Raw genomic sequence first — 16,084 nt, forward strand, 5'->3', positions numbered from 1 at the left:
GAAAAAGGTGAGCACTTGCTCACCTTTTTTATTGCTGATTAGCTTGCTAGTCACACTGCCCTGCCGCCAATTCATAACGCTTTTCACCTATGTAATACCACTTGCCATCTTGCTTTTCTATATAGGCACCTGGGTGATAGGGAAGCTGGCGTAGTTCCTCAAGGGAGTAAAAACCAAGCGAGCGCTGGCAACGCCAATAGATCACCTGCCGGCTGGTGCGGGCATCCTGAGATTCTATGGTGTGCACCGTATAGGGACCCTCAGAGGTATAGTGCTCAGCGTCGCTCACCAGGCTTTGTCTGCCGATCAGCAACACCACCGTATGTACCGCACAGATGAGCACCACACATTGCAGCGCAATGGTGATGCCGGGGGAATACTGCCGCCGTGGTACGCCCCACCATAGGTAGGCCGTAAGTACGGCCATACCCAGTAATTTAACCAGGTTAAAGGTCGGCGCTATGCCCGCCATAAACTCGGGGCTGCGCCACTGAATGGCAAAGACAGGCGCCGAGATCAGGCTGTCTAAGGTCAAGGCCGCAGCCAGCAGCAAGGCCAAGCACAGGGCTAGCTTAGGCATGCTACAAACCCAGAATTAACGACACTGAGGACGCTTACCCTGACTTCTAGCCTGCTGATACAAGGCGTTGGCACCTTGCATGCGCTTTTGCAATTCGTTAATACGGCTAGTTGGCGCCGGGTGCGTCGATAAGAACTCAGGAGGAGTCGCACCACCGCTTTGCGCCATATTTTGCCACAGGGCAACGGATTGCTGTGGTTCAAAACCAGCCTTGGCCATCAGCTCCAGACCCACTTCATCCGCTTCGCTTTCATGAGTGCGGCTAAATGGCAATACCACGCCATACTGAGCACCTAAACCAAGCGCCGCCATGATTTCATTACGATAACCTATCTCGCCCATATCCATTGCCACGGCGCCAATTTGCATACCGGTTTGCAACATTTGGCTTTGTGAAGCACGCTCATTGGAGTGCTCGGCGATCACATGGCCCACTTCATGGCCAATCACGGTAGCTAGTTGATCCTGGTTCTGCGCTACCTTAAGTAAGCCGGTGTGTACACCTATATGGCCGCCTGGCAGGGCGAAGGCATTGGCCGAGTCTTCCTCGAATACCACCACTTCCCACTTTTGCTGCGCATACTTTGTCGGTAACACCTGGATCACCGCATCGGCCACACATTGTACATAGGCATTGGTGCGCGAGTCGGTGTTAACCTTTTGTTCTTTTTTCATCTGCTCAAAGCTGGCGCCGCCTAACTGGCTCATTTGCGCATCGGAATACAAGGTCACCTGAGTGCGTCCGGTCGGTGAGGTTTTACAACCGCCGATAACGGCCGCCACACTAAGGGCTAAGATTAGTTTTTTCATTATTAATGCTTCCCATTTTTCTCTTGCGCCAAGCATAGCAAACCACAAAGGCAACGCCTAGCGTCGAATAAAGTGTCTAATTAACATAATGTTAATAATGTTCCCCTATTCTGGCCGAAACCTTGGTGCTATAGTGAACAAACTAGGCACTGGACGCTGCCTGCGCACTTTCCCCTAGTCTCTCCTTCACCAACTTAGAAGATATTGTATCTATGTCCTTAACCGACACAAGAACGCCCAGTCGGCGTGTGCTATTGCCTTTGTTGGCCAGTATTGTGGCTATTACGCCGCTGGCCGTGGATATGTATTTGCCGGCCATGGTGCAAATCGCCAAGGATCTTGGCGCCACCATGCCTCAGGTACAAATTTCCCTGAGCGTATACCTTGCAGGCTATGCCTTGGGCATGCTGTTTTTTGGCCCCATTGCCGATCAAATGGGTCGTCGCCGTTTGGCGCGTATCGGCCTCGCCTTGTTTGGGCTCAGTTCGGTGGCTTTGGCCTTTTGCGAAGACATCTATTTATTCTGGTTACTGCGCAGTGTGCAGGCCTTTACCGGCGCCGCCGCGACCGTGGTGGTGCCCGGCATTATCCGCCATATTTATCAGCAAAATACCGCCAAGGGCATGAGCTATGTGTCGATGATCATGATGGTTGCGCCCCTGGCGGCGCCCAGCATAGGCTCGGCAATTCTAACCCTGGCACAGTGGCAGGTGATATTTCTGGTGCTCGGCGGCTATGCCTTCTCATGTCTTGTCTGGGTGCAGATGCACCTGATAGATATACCCATTTATCGCAGTGAGCACCGTGGTCTGAAGCTGTTTTTTGCCAGCTATGCTGTAGTCCTCAGTGAGGCCAAAGCTCGCGCCGATATACTTAGCTCCATGTTGGCCTCCTTTGCATTTTTCTGCTTTTTAACCTCGGTACCCTTTATCTACCTGGGTTATTTTAAAGTTTCGGAGCAACTTTTTGGCGTACTGTTTGCGTTTAATGTTATTGCCTTGATGCTGGGTAACTTTATTAACACCCGAGTGGTGCCTAAGGTCGGCTCGCGCAAGATGCTGTATTTTGGTCTGGCTCTGGCGCTAGTCAGCGGCAGCGCCTTGTTGGCCTTTAGCCTGATGGAGCAGTCGCTGTACTACATAGTGTGGAGCATAGCGCCGCTGATGATGAGTTTAGGCATTATCGCCTCTAATGCCGATGCCCTTATTCTAATGGAGTTTGAACGTAACTCGGGGACGGCTACGGCTGTCATAGGTACACTGCGCTTTGGCAGCGGTGCTTTAGTGGGACCCTTTTTAGCGCTGATCCACCCGGTTAATGCGGTGCCCTTCTCCAGCATGATGTTTGTGGCTATTATCCTAATCGCCGTGACTCAGCTTTGGCAACGCAAAAAAAATGCCCACTAAAAAGTGGGCATTTTTCTATTAATCAAAAACTTAAGGCGCTTTCGATACCATAACCATGGCCGGGCGTAACAAACGACCGTTCAGGGTGTAACCCTTTTGCATAACCGCTATAACGGTATTAGGTGCGACATCTTCACTCGGTTGCATTGCCATAGCTTGATGAAGTTCCGGGTTAAACGCCTCACCCTGAGGGTTAACCACTTCGACATTGAACTTGGCAACGGCTTCAACAAAGCTTTTGGCCGTCATTTCGATGCCTTCAAGCATAGGAAGCAAGGCTTCATTTTCTTTGTCAGCAAACTCGATGGCACGCTCTAGGTTATCGATCACCGGAAGCAGTTCGTTGGCAAACTTCTCTAGCGCAAACTTATGTGCTTTTTCAACATCTTGTGCAGCACGACGACGAATGTTTTCAACTTCGGCGGCGGCGCGAATCACGCTGTCTTTTTGCTCTTCAACGGTTTGCTTTGCAGCTTCTAATTCCGCATAAAGAGCCGCTAACTCAGCTTCAATGCTTTGCTCTTGTGAGCCCTGCTCTTGTTCTTGCTCTTCTTGAGCCTCAAGGTTTTCCTGTTCGTGTTCGTTAGCCTGTGGTTGCTCAGACATCTTTATATTCTCCAAAAACTGCGTAACTGCGATTCATTATGGGGATGTATTTAGCGGATTCAAGAGTCAAGGTGCTCGATTTGCGCAAATTCTTGAATGATCGCCTCAATCGGCGCCGACTTGGGCAAGATCACGCAAAATCGACTTTGATATTCCTGGTTGGCAAAGTAAGCCAGGCTAAAAACTAAGAAGGGTTCAAAACCCGGTAAGGGCAACTGATCGCCAAACAACACGGACACACCGTTGCGAAACGCCAACTTATCTTCGATGCCATGTAAGAAGCGCGCACCTATGTTGAGTTCCTGCTCGCTATTTGTGTAGGCATAAAGGTTATTTTCGCCGACCACTATACTGTTGTCGCTGCCAAGTTTATTTCCTAACTCGCGCGTCCACTGCGCCAAGGAGCCATGACAATAATGGGGCGCGGTGCGGCTCATGGCCTTCATTCGGTGCAGTCCTTCAAGCAGGTTTTGCTGCGCAAAAACCGAATTCAACCAGGTCGCAAACTGATAGCGAATATCATCATTGGCCTCAAGGGGCTTGGTAATAAGAATATTGTGGCCCTGACCTTGGCGGTCCAACAGCAGCACCAGCCAATGGGTGCGGTCAAAATCCAGCACTTCTACTCGGAACACCCACTGAGTGGTGACCTGAGGCAGACCAACACAGCAACAAACCTTGTAGCGCCGTGCCAGGTGGTGGGCAAATTCAACCAGTTTTTCCAGTGGCGGCTGCCAATATTGACCTAGCTGATCTAGATGAAAATAGGAATCGAACCAAAAATCAAAGCCTTGCTGGGTAGGAATACGTCCGGCCGAGGTATGGGGCGAATAGAGTAAGCCCAGTTTTTCGAGGCGTGCCATGGCGTTGCGTACGGTGGCGCTGCACACCGCCATCCCCTTTTGCTTGGCAATACGAGAAGAGGCAACCGGCAGACCCTGACCGTCGCAGTATAAACTCATTACCGCAGAGAATATCTGCTCATCACGTGGAGATAATTTCATATTGTTATAATTTAGGCTCTTTGCCTCAGTTTCAACCCCACCACTTTTGCGTTACTCTATAAAGAGTTACTTCATTTATGGCACAGATATGAGCGCTTCTTTTAAAACTATTGGCTTAATTGGTAAAGCACATCATGAAGGCGCGGCGCTGACATTACAACGCCTCTATGCCTTTTTGCAAGCTTTAGGTTACCGGGTCTTGGTGGAGCGTCATTATGGCGGGCAATTGGCAAATCCCGAAGATGCCAATCTGGTCGATTTGGTCGAGCTGGGTGAGCAAGCGGACTTGGCCATAGTGGTGGGCGGTGACGGCAATATGCTTGGCGCCGCGCGCGTACTGGCCCGCTTTAATGTTGGCGTGATCGGCGTAAACCGCGGCAACCTGGGGTTTTTAACCGACCTTAACCCGGACGGCTTTGAGCCTGCCTTGGAGCAGGTGCTCAGCGGCCATTACATAGAAGAAAAACGCTTCTTACTGGAAGTGGAAGTATTTCGTCATGCCGAGCTCAAAAGTGCCAACTCGGCGATGAATGAAGCTGTGCTGCACGCCGACAAGGTGGCACACATGATCGAATTCGAATGCTTTATTAACGATGATTTTGTGTTTTCGCAAAAGTCCGATGGCCTGATAGTGTCAACGCCGACCGGCTCCACCGCCTATTCATTGTCTGGCGGCGGCCCTATTCTTACTCCGGGTCTTAATGCCATGGCCCTTGTGCCCATGTTCCCTCATACCCTATCGAGCCGACCCTTGGTGGTCGATGGGGAGAGCGTTATTCGTCTTAAACTGAGCTTGGATAATACCGACAGCCTGCAGGTCAGTTGCGACAGCCATGTGGTGCTAGCCACCCTGCCCGGCGATGAAGTGGTGATCAAAAAAGCAGAAAGGCCGCTGCGCTTAATTCACCCCACGGATTACTCCTACTATAACGTGCTGCGCCAAAAACTAAATTGGGGCTCGCGCCTGTATTAGAGTTACTTTGGAATACATCAGCGACCGGGGGCAAGTTAATTGACGCTGGCAAGAAGATAAATGGCTTAGGGCGCTCCCTAAGTCAGGTATGGAGTACAAGACACCTTCTAGAGTGCCTGGCAACAAATACACCGAGCCAGAGCAAGCGCAAATTGTTTAAAATTTAATTTGCAAAAAAACGGACTACTGTATAGATTAACAGTTAGTATATAACTGGATGGATAAACAGTATGCTTTCGGGATTAACTATTTCTAATTTTGCTATTGTTAGCGAGCTTGAAACCCAATGGCATGCCGGTATGACCGCAATCACAGGGGAAACCGGTGCAGGTAAATCGATTGCCATCGATGCCCTCTCTCTGTGCTTAGGTGAGCGTGCCGACGCTGCCGCCGTGCGCCCCGGCGCCAAACAGGCAGACATTAGCGCCCGTTTCGATATTAGTCGCCTGCCCAAGGCTCAACAGTTTTTGCAAGAGCATATGCTGGAGGCAGATGAGCAAGAATGCCTGCTGCGACGCGTAGTTGCGAAAAATGGCCGCAGCAAAAGCTATATCAACGGCATCAGTGTTACCGCCGCCCAGTTAAAGGAATTGGGGCAGCACTTATTATCCATCCATGGTCAACATGCGCACCAGTTGTTGCTGAAAAACGACCATCAGCTGCAATTACTCGATGGCTATGCCGGCCATAAATCCTTACTTGAAAATACAGCGAAAAGCTTTAGCCAATACCAAAAGTTACAGCTGGAGCTGCGCGAGTTAGAGGCCAAGCACGCCCAACAACAAGCACAAAAGCAACTGCTTGAATATCAGGTCGCCGAGCTCGACGAATTTGCTCTGGAGGACGGCGAATATGAGCAAATCGAGGTGGAGCATAATCGTCTTAGCCATGCCCAGCACTTGCTTGAAGGCTCACAGCAGCAACTTTATGCCTTGTACGAAGGTGATGAGCAAACCATTAACGGTGCCCTACAGCACAGCGCCATTGCCATTAGCGAGCTGGCCGCCATAGACCCAAGCTTAGAAGGCATTGCCGCCATGCTTAACGACGCCTGCGTGCAGGTAGAAGAAGCAAGCCGCGAGCTGCGCGGTTATTGCGATAGCGCTGAGTTGGATCCGGAGCGCTTAGCCCAGCTCGATGAACGCCTGGGCACCGCCATCACCTTGGCGCGCAAGCATATGGTTGAACCTAAGGCTCTGGTGGCACATCACCTGCAAATTAAAACGGATCTGGAAGCAATCTGTGTTGACGATCAACGCCTGGCTCAGCTCGATGATGAGATAGCCGAAGCTCTTAATGAATATCAGCAGTGCTGCGAGCTATTATCCGCCAGCCGTAAAGAGGCGGCGCAAGAATTAAGCGAACTGATCGGCGCCAGTATGCATGAGTTGTCGATGGAAAATGGCCGCTTTGCCATTGCTCTCGATTTTGACTCAGCGCGCACACCCAGCCGCCTTGGTTTAGACCGCATCGAATTTTTGGTAAGCACCAACCCGGGCCAACCCATGCAGGCGCTGTCTAAGGTTGCCTCCGGCGGTGAGCTCTCGCGGATCAGTTTGGCAATCCAGGTGATCATCGCCCAGCGCGTGACCACGCCAACCCTTATTTTCGATGAAGTGGATGTAGGTATCTCCGGGCCAACCGCAGCAGCGGTAGGTAAGTTGCTGCGTCGCCTTGGCCAATCCACTCAGGTTATATGTGTGACCCACCTGCCCCAAGTGGCCTCCAGCGCCATGAACCAGTTCTTCGTGGGCAAACAGGTGGCCAATGATGAAACCTTTACACAAATGCTGGCGCTTAATAAGCAAGGCCGCGTTGATGAAATCGCCCGCCTGCTGGCCGGTGACAATATAAGTAAAACCACCTTGGCCAATGCCAGGGAGCTGATTGCGGCTCACGCTTAACATTATCAATGAGTAAAAACAGCGCATAAAAAAAGCGGGCTAATGCCCGCTTTGCTGCTTCCAAGGTTTATCCAAAATTAAACTTCCAGGTAATCCATAATGCCTTCTGCGGCATTACGGCCTTCAAAGATGGCGGTAACCACCAGATCCGAGCCCCGTACCACATCACCCCCGGCAAAAATTTTCGGGTTAGTGGTTTGGTGCGTAAAGGCGCCTTGCTCTGGGGCATTAATGCCACCCCAGTGATTTATTTCCACACCAAAGGGCTCCAGCCATTCCATCTTATGGGGCTTAAAGCCAAAGGCCATCAGCACAGCATCGGCGGCCACAACATGCTCTGAGTCGGGAACTTCTTCGGCGCGACAACGGCCATTTTCATCGGGCTCGCCCAATTGGGTATGCACCATGCGAACGCCGCTCACCCGACCTTGCTCGTCCACCACTATGCCCTTAGGCTGAACATTAAACATAAACTCGACGCCTTCTTCCTTGGCATTTTTAACCTCGCGTTTAGAACCGGGCATATTCTCTTCGTCACGGCGATAGGCACAGATCACCTGCTGCGCCTGTTGACGCACCGAGGTACGTACACAGTCCATGGCGGTATCACCACCACCGAGTACCACTACCCGCTTACCCTGCATATCAAGATAGGGAGCCTCGCCCTCTTCATAGCCCATCACCCGGTTGGTATTGCCAATTAAAAATGGCAGGGCGTCGTGCACGCCTTCGGCATCCTCGTTTTCAAGGTTGGCACGCATACTTTGATAGGTACCGACGCCGAGGAAGACCGCATCATACTGATCGATGATCTGTTGCAGCTCGATATCCTTGCCCACCTCTGTGTTCAGACGAAACTCGACACCCATCTCGGTAAAGATTTCCCGACGTCGTTGCATCACTTCTTTTTCCAACTTAAACGAAGGAATACCAAAGGTCAGCAGACCGCCAATTTCCGGGTGACGGTCAAACACCACGGGTTTAACTCCATTGCGCACCAGCACATCGGCACAGCCGAGTCCCGCCGGCCCAGCACCGATAATGGCGACCTTTTTATCACTCCATACCACGTGCTTCATATCCGGTTTCCAACCCATGGCAAAGGCGGTATCGGTAATGTATTTTTCGATATTGCCTATGGTGACTGCACCGAATTCCTCATTCAGAGTACAGGCGCCTTCACAAAGCCTGTCCTGCGGGCACACGCGCCCACACACCTCGGGCAGACTGTTGGTGCGGTGAGAAAGCTCCGCCGCTTCGAGAATACGCCCGGTGCGAATAAGCTTTAACCACTGCGGGATATAATTGTGCACCGGACATTGCCATTCACAATAGGGGTTGCCACAGTCAAGACAACGATCCGCCTGAGAGTCGACCTGGTTTTGTGAAAACGGCTCATAGATCTCAACAAACTGCTGCTTGCGCGTAGAAATCGGCTTTTTGCGCGGATCGACACGCTGTACATCGATAAACTGATAAACATTCTGGCTCATACTTCCTCCTATTGCGCCTGCACTCGTAGTTCGGCGCTACTGCGGGCGCGGTGTCCCAACAGGCTATGAACATCACTGGAAATCGGCTTCACCAACTTAAACATGGGCAAGTAAAGATCGAAGCTGGCGAGGATGGCCTCGGCGCGCTGCGAGCCAGTCAGCTCAAGGTGCTCGGCAATCAAACCACGCAGATGCTCCTGATGAGTCGGCAACTGCTCCAGGCTCACTATCTCCACCAGCTCAGGGTTCATGCGCTTGGTAAAGTCATGTGCTTCATCAAGCACATAGGCAAAACCTCCGGTCATGCCAGCACCAAAGTTAATACCTACCTTACCAAGCACACAGACCACTCCGCCGGTCATATATTCACAACCGTTGTCGCCAAGACCTTCAATCACCGCGGTAACTCCGGAGTTACGAACGCCAAAGCGTTCACCAGCGCAGCCCGCGGCATATAATTTGCCGCCAGTGGCACCGTATAAACAGGTATTACCTACAATTGCCGCCTGGTGTGACTGGAAGCAAGAACCCAAAGGCGGACGCACCACCAAACGGCCGCCAGCCATGCCCTTGCCCACATAGTCATTGGCATCACCGACAAGAGTCATTTCCAGACCACCGGCATTAAACACCCCAAACGACTGACCAGCGGTGCCATGCAATTCAATACGCACCGGCTCTGCAGCCATGCCCTGGTTACCATGCTGGGCGGCGATATAACCGGAAAGCATGGCCCCTACCGAGCGGTCGGTGTTACAGATACGCGTCACCAGATTGGCTCCGCTGCGATTATCTATGGCCTGCTTCGTCTTCGCCAACAGCTCTTCATTAAGGGCGCCGCGATAGTGTGAGGTATTAGGCATAGAACAATATAAGGACTGACCGCTTATATTTTTTGGTTGTGCCAGCAAGTGCGATAAATCCAGCTTTTGCTGCTTCGCCGTTTTGCCTTCGAGCGCCTCAAGCAAGTCGGTGCGCCCGATCAAATCAACCAATCGGGTTACGCCCAATGAGGCCATCAATTCGCGCGCTTCCTGAGCGATAAACTTAAAGTAGTTCATCGCCATTTCCGGCAGACCGTGATAGTGCTTGGCACGCAGGGTTTCATCCTGAGTCGCCACACCTGTGGCACAGTTATTCAAATGACAAATTCTGAGGTATTTGCAGCCCAGCGCCACCATGGGGCCAGTACCAAAACCAAAGCTTTCGGCGCCCAAGATAGCCGCTTTAATAATGTCGAGACCGGTTTTTAAGCCACCATCGGTTTGCAAGCGAATACGATGTCGCAAGCCATTTTCAACCAAAGCCTGCTGGGTTTCCGCCAGACCGAGCTCCCATGGGCTGCCGGCGTATTTGACTGAGGTCAGCGGGCTTGCACCTGTGCCGCCATCGTAACCAGCTATAGTGATCAGGTCCGCGTAGGCCTTGGCCACCCCAGTGGCTATAGTGCCAACACCGGGCTCAGACACCAGCTTAACCGAGATCATGGCCTCGGGATTCACCTGTTTAAGATCAAAAATCAGCTGGGCCAGGTCTTCAATGGAGTAAATATCATGGTGCGGTGGCGGTGAAATCAAGGTCACACCGGGCACTGAGTAACGTAACTTGGCGATATAGGGGGTGACCTTTTCCCCTGGTAATTGTCCACCCTCGCCCGGTTTGGCGCCTTGCGCTACCTTGATCTGAATAACATCGGCACTGCGCAAGTAATGCGGCGTAACGCCAAAGCGCCCCGAAGCCACCTGCTTGATGCGGGAGTTTTTCTCTGTGCCATATCGCAACTTATCTTCGCCGCCCTCACCCGAGTTGGAGCAACCGCCGAGGCGGTTCATGGCAATCGCCAGAGCCTCATGCGCTTCCGGTGACAGGGCACCTATACTCATGGCCGCCGAGTCGAAACGCTTATACAGCTCCTCGGGTGCTTCTACCTCATCGATGGCAATGGCCTTAGTGCCGCCCTTAAGCGCCAACATATCGCGAATGTTGGTGATCGGCCGGTTATTAACCAAGTCTGCATAACGCAGATAATCCTGATAATCGCCGGATCGAACTGCTTTTTGCAGCGACTGGATCACATCCGGGTTATAGGCATGGTATTCACCGCCATGAACAAACTTTAATAAACCACCGTGAGTCAAAAGCTTACGCGCGCTAAAGGCAAGCTGTCGCAACTTCAACTGATCCTGCTCGAAATCCTCAAAGCCGGCACCACTAATGCGGTTGGCAACGCCGTTAAAGCACAGATCCACCACCTGCTCGGACAGGCCAACGGCTTCGAACAACATGGAACAGCGATAGGAAGCCACTGTACTAATACCCATCTTAGACATGATTTTAAGCAGGCCCTTGTTGATGGCGTTACGATACGAAAGCGTCACCTCGCGATAGCTCTTGTTAATGACCTTGGCATCGCTCATCGCCACCAAGGATTCATAGGCCAAATAAGGGTAAATAGCGGTGGCACCAAAGCCAAGTAAGACCGCAAATTGATGCGGGTCGCGGGCGCTGCCGGTTTCGATAATGATATTGGTATCACAGCGTAGGCTGTTGTTGACCAAGCGCTGGTGCACAGCTCCCACGGCCATGGCGGCCGGAATAGGCAGGCTGTCCTGACTGATATGTCTGTCGCTAAGCAGCAACATCACCACACCGGATTCGGCCTTGCGCTGCGCTTCATCACAAATGCGCACTAGTGCCTGCTCCAGGGTTTCATCGGCGGTGTAGTTTAAATCGATTGAACTATGGCTGTAGTGCTCATCATTGGCGCTGCGCAGCTGTACCATGTCGGAATACATAAGTATGGGAGTGTCAAACTGCAAGCGCTTGGCATGGCCCGTGGTCTCGTTAAAGACATTTTGTTCGCGGCCAATGCAGGTCGCCAAAGACATAACATGATTTTCCCGCAGTGGATCTATAGGCGGGTTAGTCACCTGAGCAAATTTCTGGCGGAAATAGTCGAACAGAGATCTATGCCCCTCGGAAAGCACGGCAAACGGGGTATCATCACCCATGGAGCCGGTCGCTTCCTGGCCATTTTCACCCATCACTCGGATCACCTGATCCAACTCTTCATTGGTATAGGCGAACATCTTTTGATAGATAAGCAGGGTCTCTTCGTCGAATGAACGGTTACCCGCCTCTTTATCGCTCAGTAACTCAAAAGGCGTCAGGCGCCTAACGTTTTGCTCAAGCCATTGCTTGTAAGGATGCCGGGCTTTTAGATCCTGATCGATTTCATCGGAATGCCACACCTTGCCATGCAAAGTATCTATGACCATCAGCTCACCTGGGCCTACCCTGCCTTTTTCCACCACCTCATCGGCGGCATAATCCCAGATCCCTACTTCTGAGGCCAGGGTAATAAAGCCGTCCTGGGTCAACACATAGCGTGCCGGACGCAGACCGTTTCTATCCAGATTACAAGCGGCGAAGCGACCATCCGACATCACTATGCCGGCTGGGCCGTCCCAGGGCTCCATATGCATGGAGTTAAAATCGTAGAAGGCGCGTAAATCCTCATCCATGGCGCGGTTTTTCTGCCATGCTGGCGGCACTAACATACGCATGGCTCGGAACAAGTCCATGCCGCCGGCCAAAAACAACTCGAGCATATTATCCAGGCTCGATGAATCCGAACCGCTTTCATTCACAAAGGGCGCCGCGGTCTGTAAGTCCGGCAACAGCGGCGAGGCAAATTTGTAGGCGCGAGCTCTGGCCCATTGGCGGTTGCCCGTGATGGTGTTTATCTCGCCATTGTGCGCCAAATATCTAAACGGCTGGGCCAAAGGCCAGCGCGGTTGGGTATTGGTAGAGAAGCGTTGGTGGAACACGCAGATCGCCGTGGTCATGCGCATATCGGCCAAGTCGAGATAAAAATTAGGCAAGTCTTCGGGCATCATCAAGCCCTTGTAGACGGTCACCAAACCAGACAAGCTGGCGATATAAAAATCCTTATCCTGCTGCAACTGCTTTTCGATTCGGCGCCGGGCGATATACAAGCGGCGCTCTAAATCCTTGGGTCGCCAGCCCTCAGGGGCACTGACAAATACCTGCACAAACTGCGGCAATTGCGCCAAGGCAATATCACCCAGATAACTGGTATCCACCGGCACCTCGCGCCAGCCCACCAAGGTCAGGGTTTCCTGCTCTAATTCTTTTGCCACCAGCGCCTTGGCCGCCTGGGCCTGGACGGGATCCTGACTTAAAAAAAGCATGCCGACAGCATAGTTTTTACCCAGCAACCAATCATTTTCTTTGGCAATAGCACGAAAGAAGCTATCGGGCTTTTGCATCAATAAACCACAGCCATCGCCGGTTTTACCATCGGCAGAAATACCGCCACGATGCTCCATACGCGCCAATCCGGTAATGGCGGTGCGAATAAGTTTATGGCTAACCTGACCGTTGACCTGGGCTATTAAGCCAAAGCCGCAATTATCTTTTTCTAAACTTGAGTCATATAACATGTTGGACCCCTCTCCCCATTGCTACTGCGTGCTAGCTTGGCAATTATTGACCCTTGCTGTGGTGCTAGCGGACCGTCAACGCTAACCCTTTGCATCTGGGGTGTCAACGAAATAACGAATACATATTCACAATCTTGAATATTTTTCATTATTTGTGATCACCATAAAAAGTAAACACCTTGTACTATTTATCCGCTTTATATTCGTTATTTTTAACATGACACCAGTGTCAAAATGAAAAAACGCTAAATTACGTTAAGGTAAACCTGCACTTTACGTTAACGTAAACGAGATCTCATAGTGAATAATTATTCAAAAACAGCGGTAGGTATTCACTGGTTTTTTAATTGTATGCAGGGCAGGCTTGTTTGAGTCGGGACATCAGTTGCGTACGCAACGCCTGTTTCTGCATCTGCGCGATCTCACTATTAGTCTCCAACATTAACCTTTGCCACTGAGGCCGCGCCGTTGACAGCGCAAAATACAAGGGCTGCTCGGTGATAGCCGGTTGCAATACTCGGTAGCTATCGCTGGCGACATTCTGACGCTGAGCCAGGGTGTTTATCACTAGGGGATCGGCCACAATCAGGTTGACTCGCCCCGAAAGTAATAATTGCAGGTTCTGGCTGTCGTCTATGGCTTGCTGCACAATCACGCGACCACCGTCGAGCACTTTGTCCACCTCGGGCGCATTTTGGTAGCCACGTACCACGCCCACAGCATAATCGGACAAGGATTGAGGAGCCGGAGCCTGGGTGAGCTCGCTGTTGGCGGCGCTAATATAATGCACGGGAGTGTGGGCGTAAGGTGAGGACAAGGCTAAATGCTGTAAACGAGTATTGCCTAGCACCACATCGGACGGTGCCGAAGCTTCTATTTCATATTCGGGAGCGAGTATATCCACATGACCCAGCTCCGCCATACGCACAGCACGGGCCCAGGGTAAAAAGCGAAATTCGGGATTGTAGCCGGCCTGTATTATCACCGCCGCCATATACTGAAGCAGCCAGCCACCTTGGCATTCTTGCCGGCCTATGTAGGGAGGCCAATCAAGAGTAGCTACCACCGCCTTGCGCTCTCGGCCGCCATCAAAACTCAGAGTCGCACCCTGCCACATACCTGTGTAACTGTAGTTCTGATTATCAAGTCGGTATTCCAGGGTTACTTGTGTCACCTTGTCTGCTGCTACGACCCACTTAAACGGCCAGCTTGTCGCAAGGAGTAACACGAGTATTCCCTGAATTCGCACTGAGAACATCACCCACTTCCATAGTCACCCATTAATGCCTAGATGAAAGTGTAATAGATGCTGGCGAGATGGAAAGAAAAGAAAAAGAAAAGCCGGCGACTGCCGGCTTAAGTATTATTTTTATCGTTTATCAACGACATAGCCCTTGGTTGCGCCCAAGAGCATAGCCTGTTTGCTTACTCGGCGCTGTCCGCTTCTTTATATTTAGCAGCAGTTTCTTGAATAAGTGGCTGTAATTCACCGCGTTGGAACATTTCGATAATAATGTCACAGCCGCCGATCAACTCGCCTTCAACCCAAAGCTGTGGGAAGGTTGGCCAGTTGGCATATTTAGGCAATTCAGCGCGAATATCCGGGTTTTGTAGAATATCCACGTAAGCAAATTGCTCACCACAAGACATCAACGCTTGTGAAGCCTGCGAAGAAAAGCCGCAGCTTGGTAATTTAGGCGAACCCTTCATATAAAGCAGAATCGGGTTTTCGGCAATTTGCTGTTTAATCTTATCAATGGTTTCCATTAACAACCTCTATTTCAATTTTCGATGCTGGTTTGTATTGAAAACCACCACCGCGACCACAATGTTTAGGGTATGTTAAAGCAAACGGCCAACGCTGGATAGTTTCCCAGGGTAAACGCATGAGCTATTTTTCTCGCAAAGTTAACGAAAAATAGTGCCATGCTTGCTAACATTGGTAAAAGCGAGAATAGCTTACACTTCTTAAAGCGTTGCTGTTTGTTTAAACTTGAGTAAAATACTCGGGAATTATAGTACCACTATAAAGGCTTTCAGTACACCGAGCGCAACGTGCACCCGGTTAAAGCCCATTTTCAAATAAAGACAGATGGAGAAAAACATGGCATTTGAACTACCGTCACTACCTTATGAAATCAACGCTCTTGAGCCGCACATTTCTCAAGAAACTCTTGAGTACCACCACGGTAAGCACCACAACACTTACGTAGTAAAGTTAAACGGCTTAATCGAAGGTACTGATTTCGAAGGTAAATCACTAGAAGAGATCGTATGTTCATCAGAAGGCGGTGTTTTCAACAATGCTGCACAAATCTGGAACCACACTTTCTACTGGCACAGCCTATCTCCAAATGGCGGTGGTGTAGCAACTGGCGCAGTTGCCGATGCTATCAACGCTAAATGGGGTTCTTTCGAAGCGTTCCAAGAAGCTTTCAACGATAAAGCAGTTAACAACTTCGGTTCAAGCTGGACTTGGCTAGTTAAAACTGCCGACGGTTCTCTAGATATCGTTAACACTTCAAATGCAGCGACTCCGCTAACTGAAGCTGGCGTAACTCCTATCCTAACTGTGGATCTGTGGGAACACGCTTACTACATCGATTACCGTAACCTGCGTCCTGATTACCTTAAAGGTTTCTGGGCACTAGTTAACTGGGATTTCGCGAACCAAAACTTCGCTGCTTAATCGCCAAACATTCATGTTAAGGTGAATTAATTTCACCTTGACTAAATGACAAAAAAAGCCTTGTTGTCGGTGTACAACTGGGCTTTTTTTATGCCTGAATCCAACGCCAATCCAGAGGACTAAATTCCTAATATATTTCGCAAATTTTTATAA

At 50.8% G+C, this 16,084-nt stretch carries 12 protein-coding genes; 4 read left to right on the forward strand and 8 right to left on the reverse strand.

The genetic code is table 11. The annotated features are described in order from the left end of the window. Positions 1 to 46 precede the first annotated feature (46 nt). The gene (locus tag C2M17_RS09700; RefSeq protein WP_105200593.1) at positions 47 to 580 is read right to left on the reverse strand and encodes a hypothetical protein; all 534 of its coding nucleotides are present in this window, start codon (positions 578 to 580) and stop codon (positions 47 to 49) included. 15 nt (positions 581 to 595) lie between these two features. Further along, positions 596 to 1,390 (reverse strand): M48 family metallopeptidase, encoded by a 795-nt coding sequence (locus C2M17_RS09705; protein WP_105200594.1) that lies wholly within the window; start codon positions 1,388 to 1,390, stop codon positions 596 to 598. 212 nt (positions 1,391 to 1,602) lie between these two features. On the opposite strand from C2M17_RS09705, the gene C2M17_RS09710 reads away from it, so the two are divergent. After that, entirely contained in the window at positions 1,603 to 2,796 is a 1,194-nt protein-coding gene (locus C2M17_RS09710) for a multidrug effflux MFS transporter (RefSeq protein WP_105200595.1), read from the forward strand. A gap of 30 nt (positions 2,797 to 2,826) precedes the next feature. Here the strand turns inward: C2M17_RS09710 and grpE are convergent, their stop codons facing one another. Together grpE and C2M17_RS09720 are read right to left on the reverse strand one after the other, a co-directional pair. Next, entirely contained in the window at positions 2,827 to 3,402 is a 576-nt protein-coding gene (gene grpE / locus C2M17_RS09715; RefSeq protein WP_105200596.1) for a nucleotide exchange factor GrpE, read from the reverse strand. Between the two features lie 59 nt (positions 3,403 to 3,461). Further along, complete coding sequence (locus tag C2M17_RS09720) at positions 3,462 to 4,406, reverse strand: HrcA family transcriptional regulator (protein ID WP_105200597.1); 945 nt, start codon at positions 4,404 to 4,406, stop codon at positions 3,462 to 3,464. Between the two features lie 88 nt (positions 4,407 to 4,494). Here C2M17_RS09720 and nadK point away from each other — a divergent pair, with 88 nt between their 5' ends. Together nadK and recN are read left to right on the forward strand one after the other, a co-directional pair. Continuing rightward, entirely contained in the window at positions 4,495 to 5,379 is an 885-nt protein-coding gene (gene nadK / locus C2M17_RS09725; protein ID WP_105200598.1) for an NAD(+) kinase, read from the forward strand. Positions 5,380 to 5,609: 230 nt separating this feature from the next. Beyond that, positions 5,610 to 7,283 (forward strand): DNA repair protein RecN, encoded by a 1,674-nt coding sequence (gene recN, locus C2M17_RS09730; RefSeq protein WP_105200599.1) that lies wholly within the window; start codon positions 5,610 to 5,612, stop codon positions 7,281 to 7,283. Positions 7,284 to 7,360: 77 nt separating this feature from the next. Here the strand turns inward: recN and C2M17_RS09735 are convergent, their stop codons facing one another. The 4 genes from C2M17_RS09735 to C2M17_RS09750 all read right to left on the reverse strand — a co-directional run bounded on the left by C2M17_RS09735 (position 7,361) and on the right by C2M17_RS09750 (position 15,009). After that, on the reverse strand, positions 7,361 to 8,776 hold the full coding sequence (locus tag C2M17_RS09735) for an FAD-dependent oxidoreductase (protein ID WP_105200600.1): 1,416 nt from the start codon (positions 8,774 to 8,776) through the stop codon (positions 7,361 to 7,363). Between the two features lie 8 nt (positions 8,777 to 8,784). Then, on the reverse strand, positions 8,785 to 13,242 hold the full coding sequence (gene gltB / locus C2M17_RS09740; protein WP_105200601.1) for a glutamate synthase large subunit: 4,458 nt from the start codon (positions 13,240 to 13,242) through the stop codon (positions 8,785 to 8,787). Positions 13,243 to 13,585: 343 nt separating this feature from the next. Continuing rightward, positions 13,586 to 14,416: a substrate-binding periplasmic protein gene (locus C2M17_RS09745; RefSeq protein WP_158684005.1), complete on the reverse strand. Its 831-nt coding sequence runs from the start codon at positions 14,414 to 14,416 to the stop codon at positions 13,586 to 13,588. Between the two features lie 251 nt (positions 14,417 to 14,667). Next, positions 14,668 to 15,009: a Grx4 family monothiol glutaredoxin gene (locus C2M17_RS09750; protein ID WP_105200603.1), complete on the reverse strand. Its 342-nt coding sequence runs from the start codon at positions 15,007 to 15,009 to the stop codon at positions 14,668 to 14,670. A gap of 337 nt (positions 15,010 to 15,346) precedes the next feature. Between C2M17_RS09750 and C2M17_RS09755 the strand changes: the two genes are divergently transcribed. Beyond that, the gene (locus C2M17_RS09755; protein ID WP_105200604.1) at positions 15,347 to 15,931 is read left to right on the forward strand and encodes a Fe-Mn family superoxide dismutase; all 585 of its coding nucleotides are present in this window, start codon (positions 15,347 to 15,349) and stop codon (positions 15,929 to 15,931) included. Positions 15,932 to 16,084: the final 153 nt, after the last annotated feature.

It is taken from the genome of Pseudoalteromonas sp. T1lg10, from assembly GCF_002964545.1.
Classification (GTDB): Bacteria; Pseudomonadota; Gammaproteobacteria; order Enterobacterales; family Alteromonadaceae; genus Pseudoalteromonas.

What these genes read in the sequence shown, in the direction of transcription:
- C2M17_RS09750 (WP_105200603.1), bottom strand. Translation starts at nt 15,009, where the DNA reads ATGGAAACCATTGATAAGATTAAACAGCAAATTGCCGAAAACCCGATT.
- C2M17_RS09755 (WP_105200604.1), top strand. Translation starts at nt 15,347, where the DNA reads ATGGCATTTGAACTACCGTCACTACCTTATGAAATCAACGCTCTTGAG.
- recN (WP_105200599.1), top strand. Translation starts at nt 5,610, where the DNA reads ATGCTTTCGGGATTAACTATTTCTAATTTTGCTATTGTTAGCGAGCTT.
- C2M17_RS09700 (WP_105200593.1), bottom strand. Translation starts at nt 580, where the DNA reads ATGCCTAAGCTAGCCCTGTGCTTGGCCTTGCTGCTGGCTGCGGCCTTG.
- nadK (WP_105200598.1), top strand. Translation starts at nt 4,495, where the DNA reads ATGAGCGCTTCTTTTAAAACTATTGGCTTAATTGGTAAAGCACATCAT.
- C2M17_RS09720 (WP_105200597.1), bottom strand. Translation starts at nt 4,406, where the DNA reads ATGAAATTATCTCCACGTGATGAGCAGATATTCTCTGCGGTAATGAGT.
- C2M17_RS09710 (WP_105200595.1), top strand. Translation starts at nt 1,603, where the DNA reads ATGTCCTTAACCGACACAAGAACGCCCAGTCGGCGTGTGCTATTGCCT.
- C2M17_RS09735 (WP_105200600.1), bottom strand. Translation starts at nt 8,776, where the DNA reads ATGAGCCAGAATGTTTATCAGTTTATCGATGTACAGCGTGTCGATCCG.
- C2M17_RS09705 (WP_105200594.1), bottom strand. Translation starts at nt 1,390, where the DNA reads ATGAAAAAACTAATCTTAGCCCTTAGTGTGGCGGCCGTTATCGGCGGT.
- grpE (WP_105200596.1), bottom strand. Translation starts at nt 3,402, where the DNA reads ATGTCTGAGCAACCACAGGCTAACGAACACGAACAGGAAAACCTTGAG.
- gltB (WP_105200601.1), bottom strand. Translation starts at nt 13,242, where the DNA reads ATGTTATATGACTCAAGTTTAGAAAAAGATAATTGCGGCTTTGGCTTA.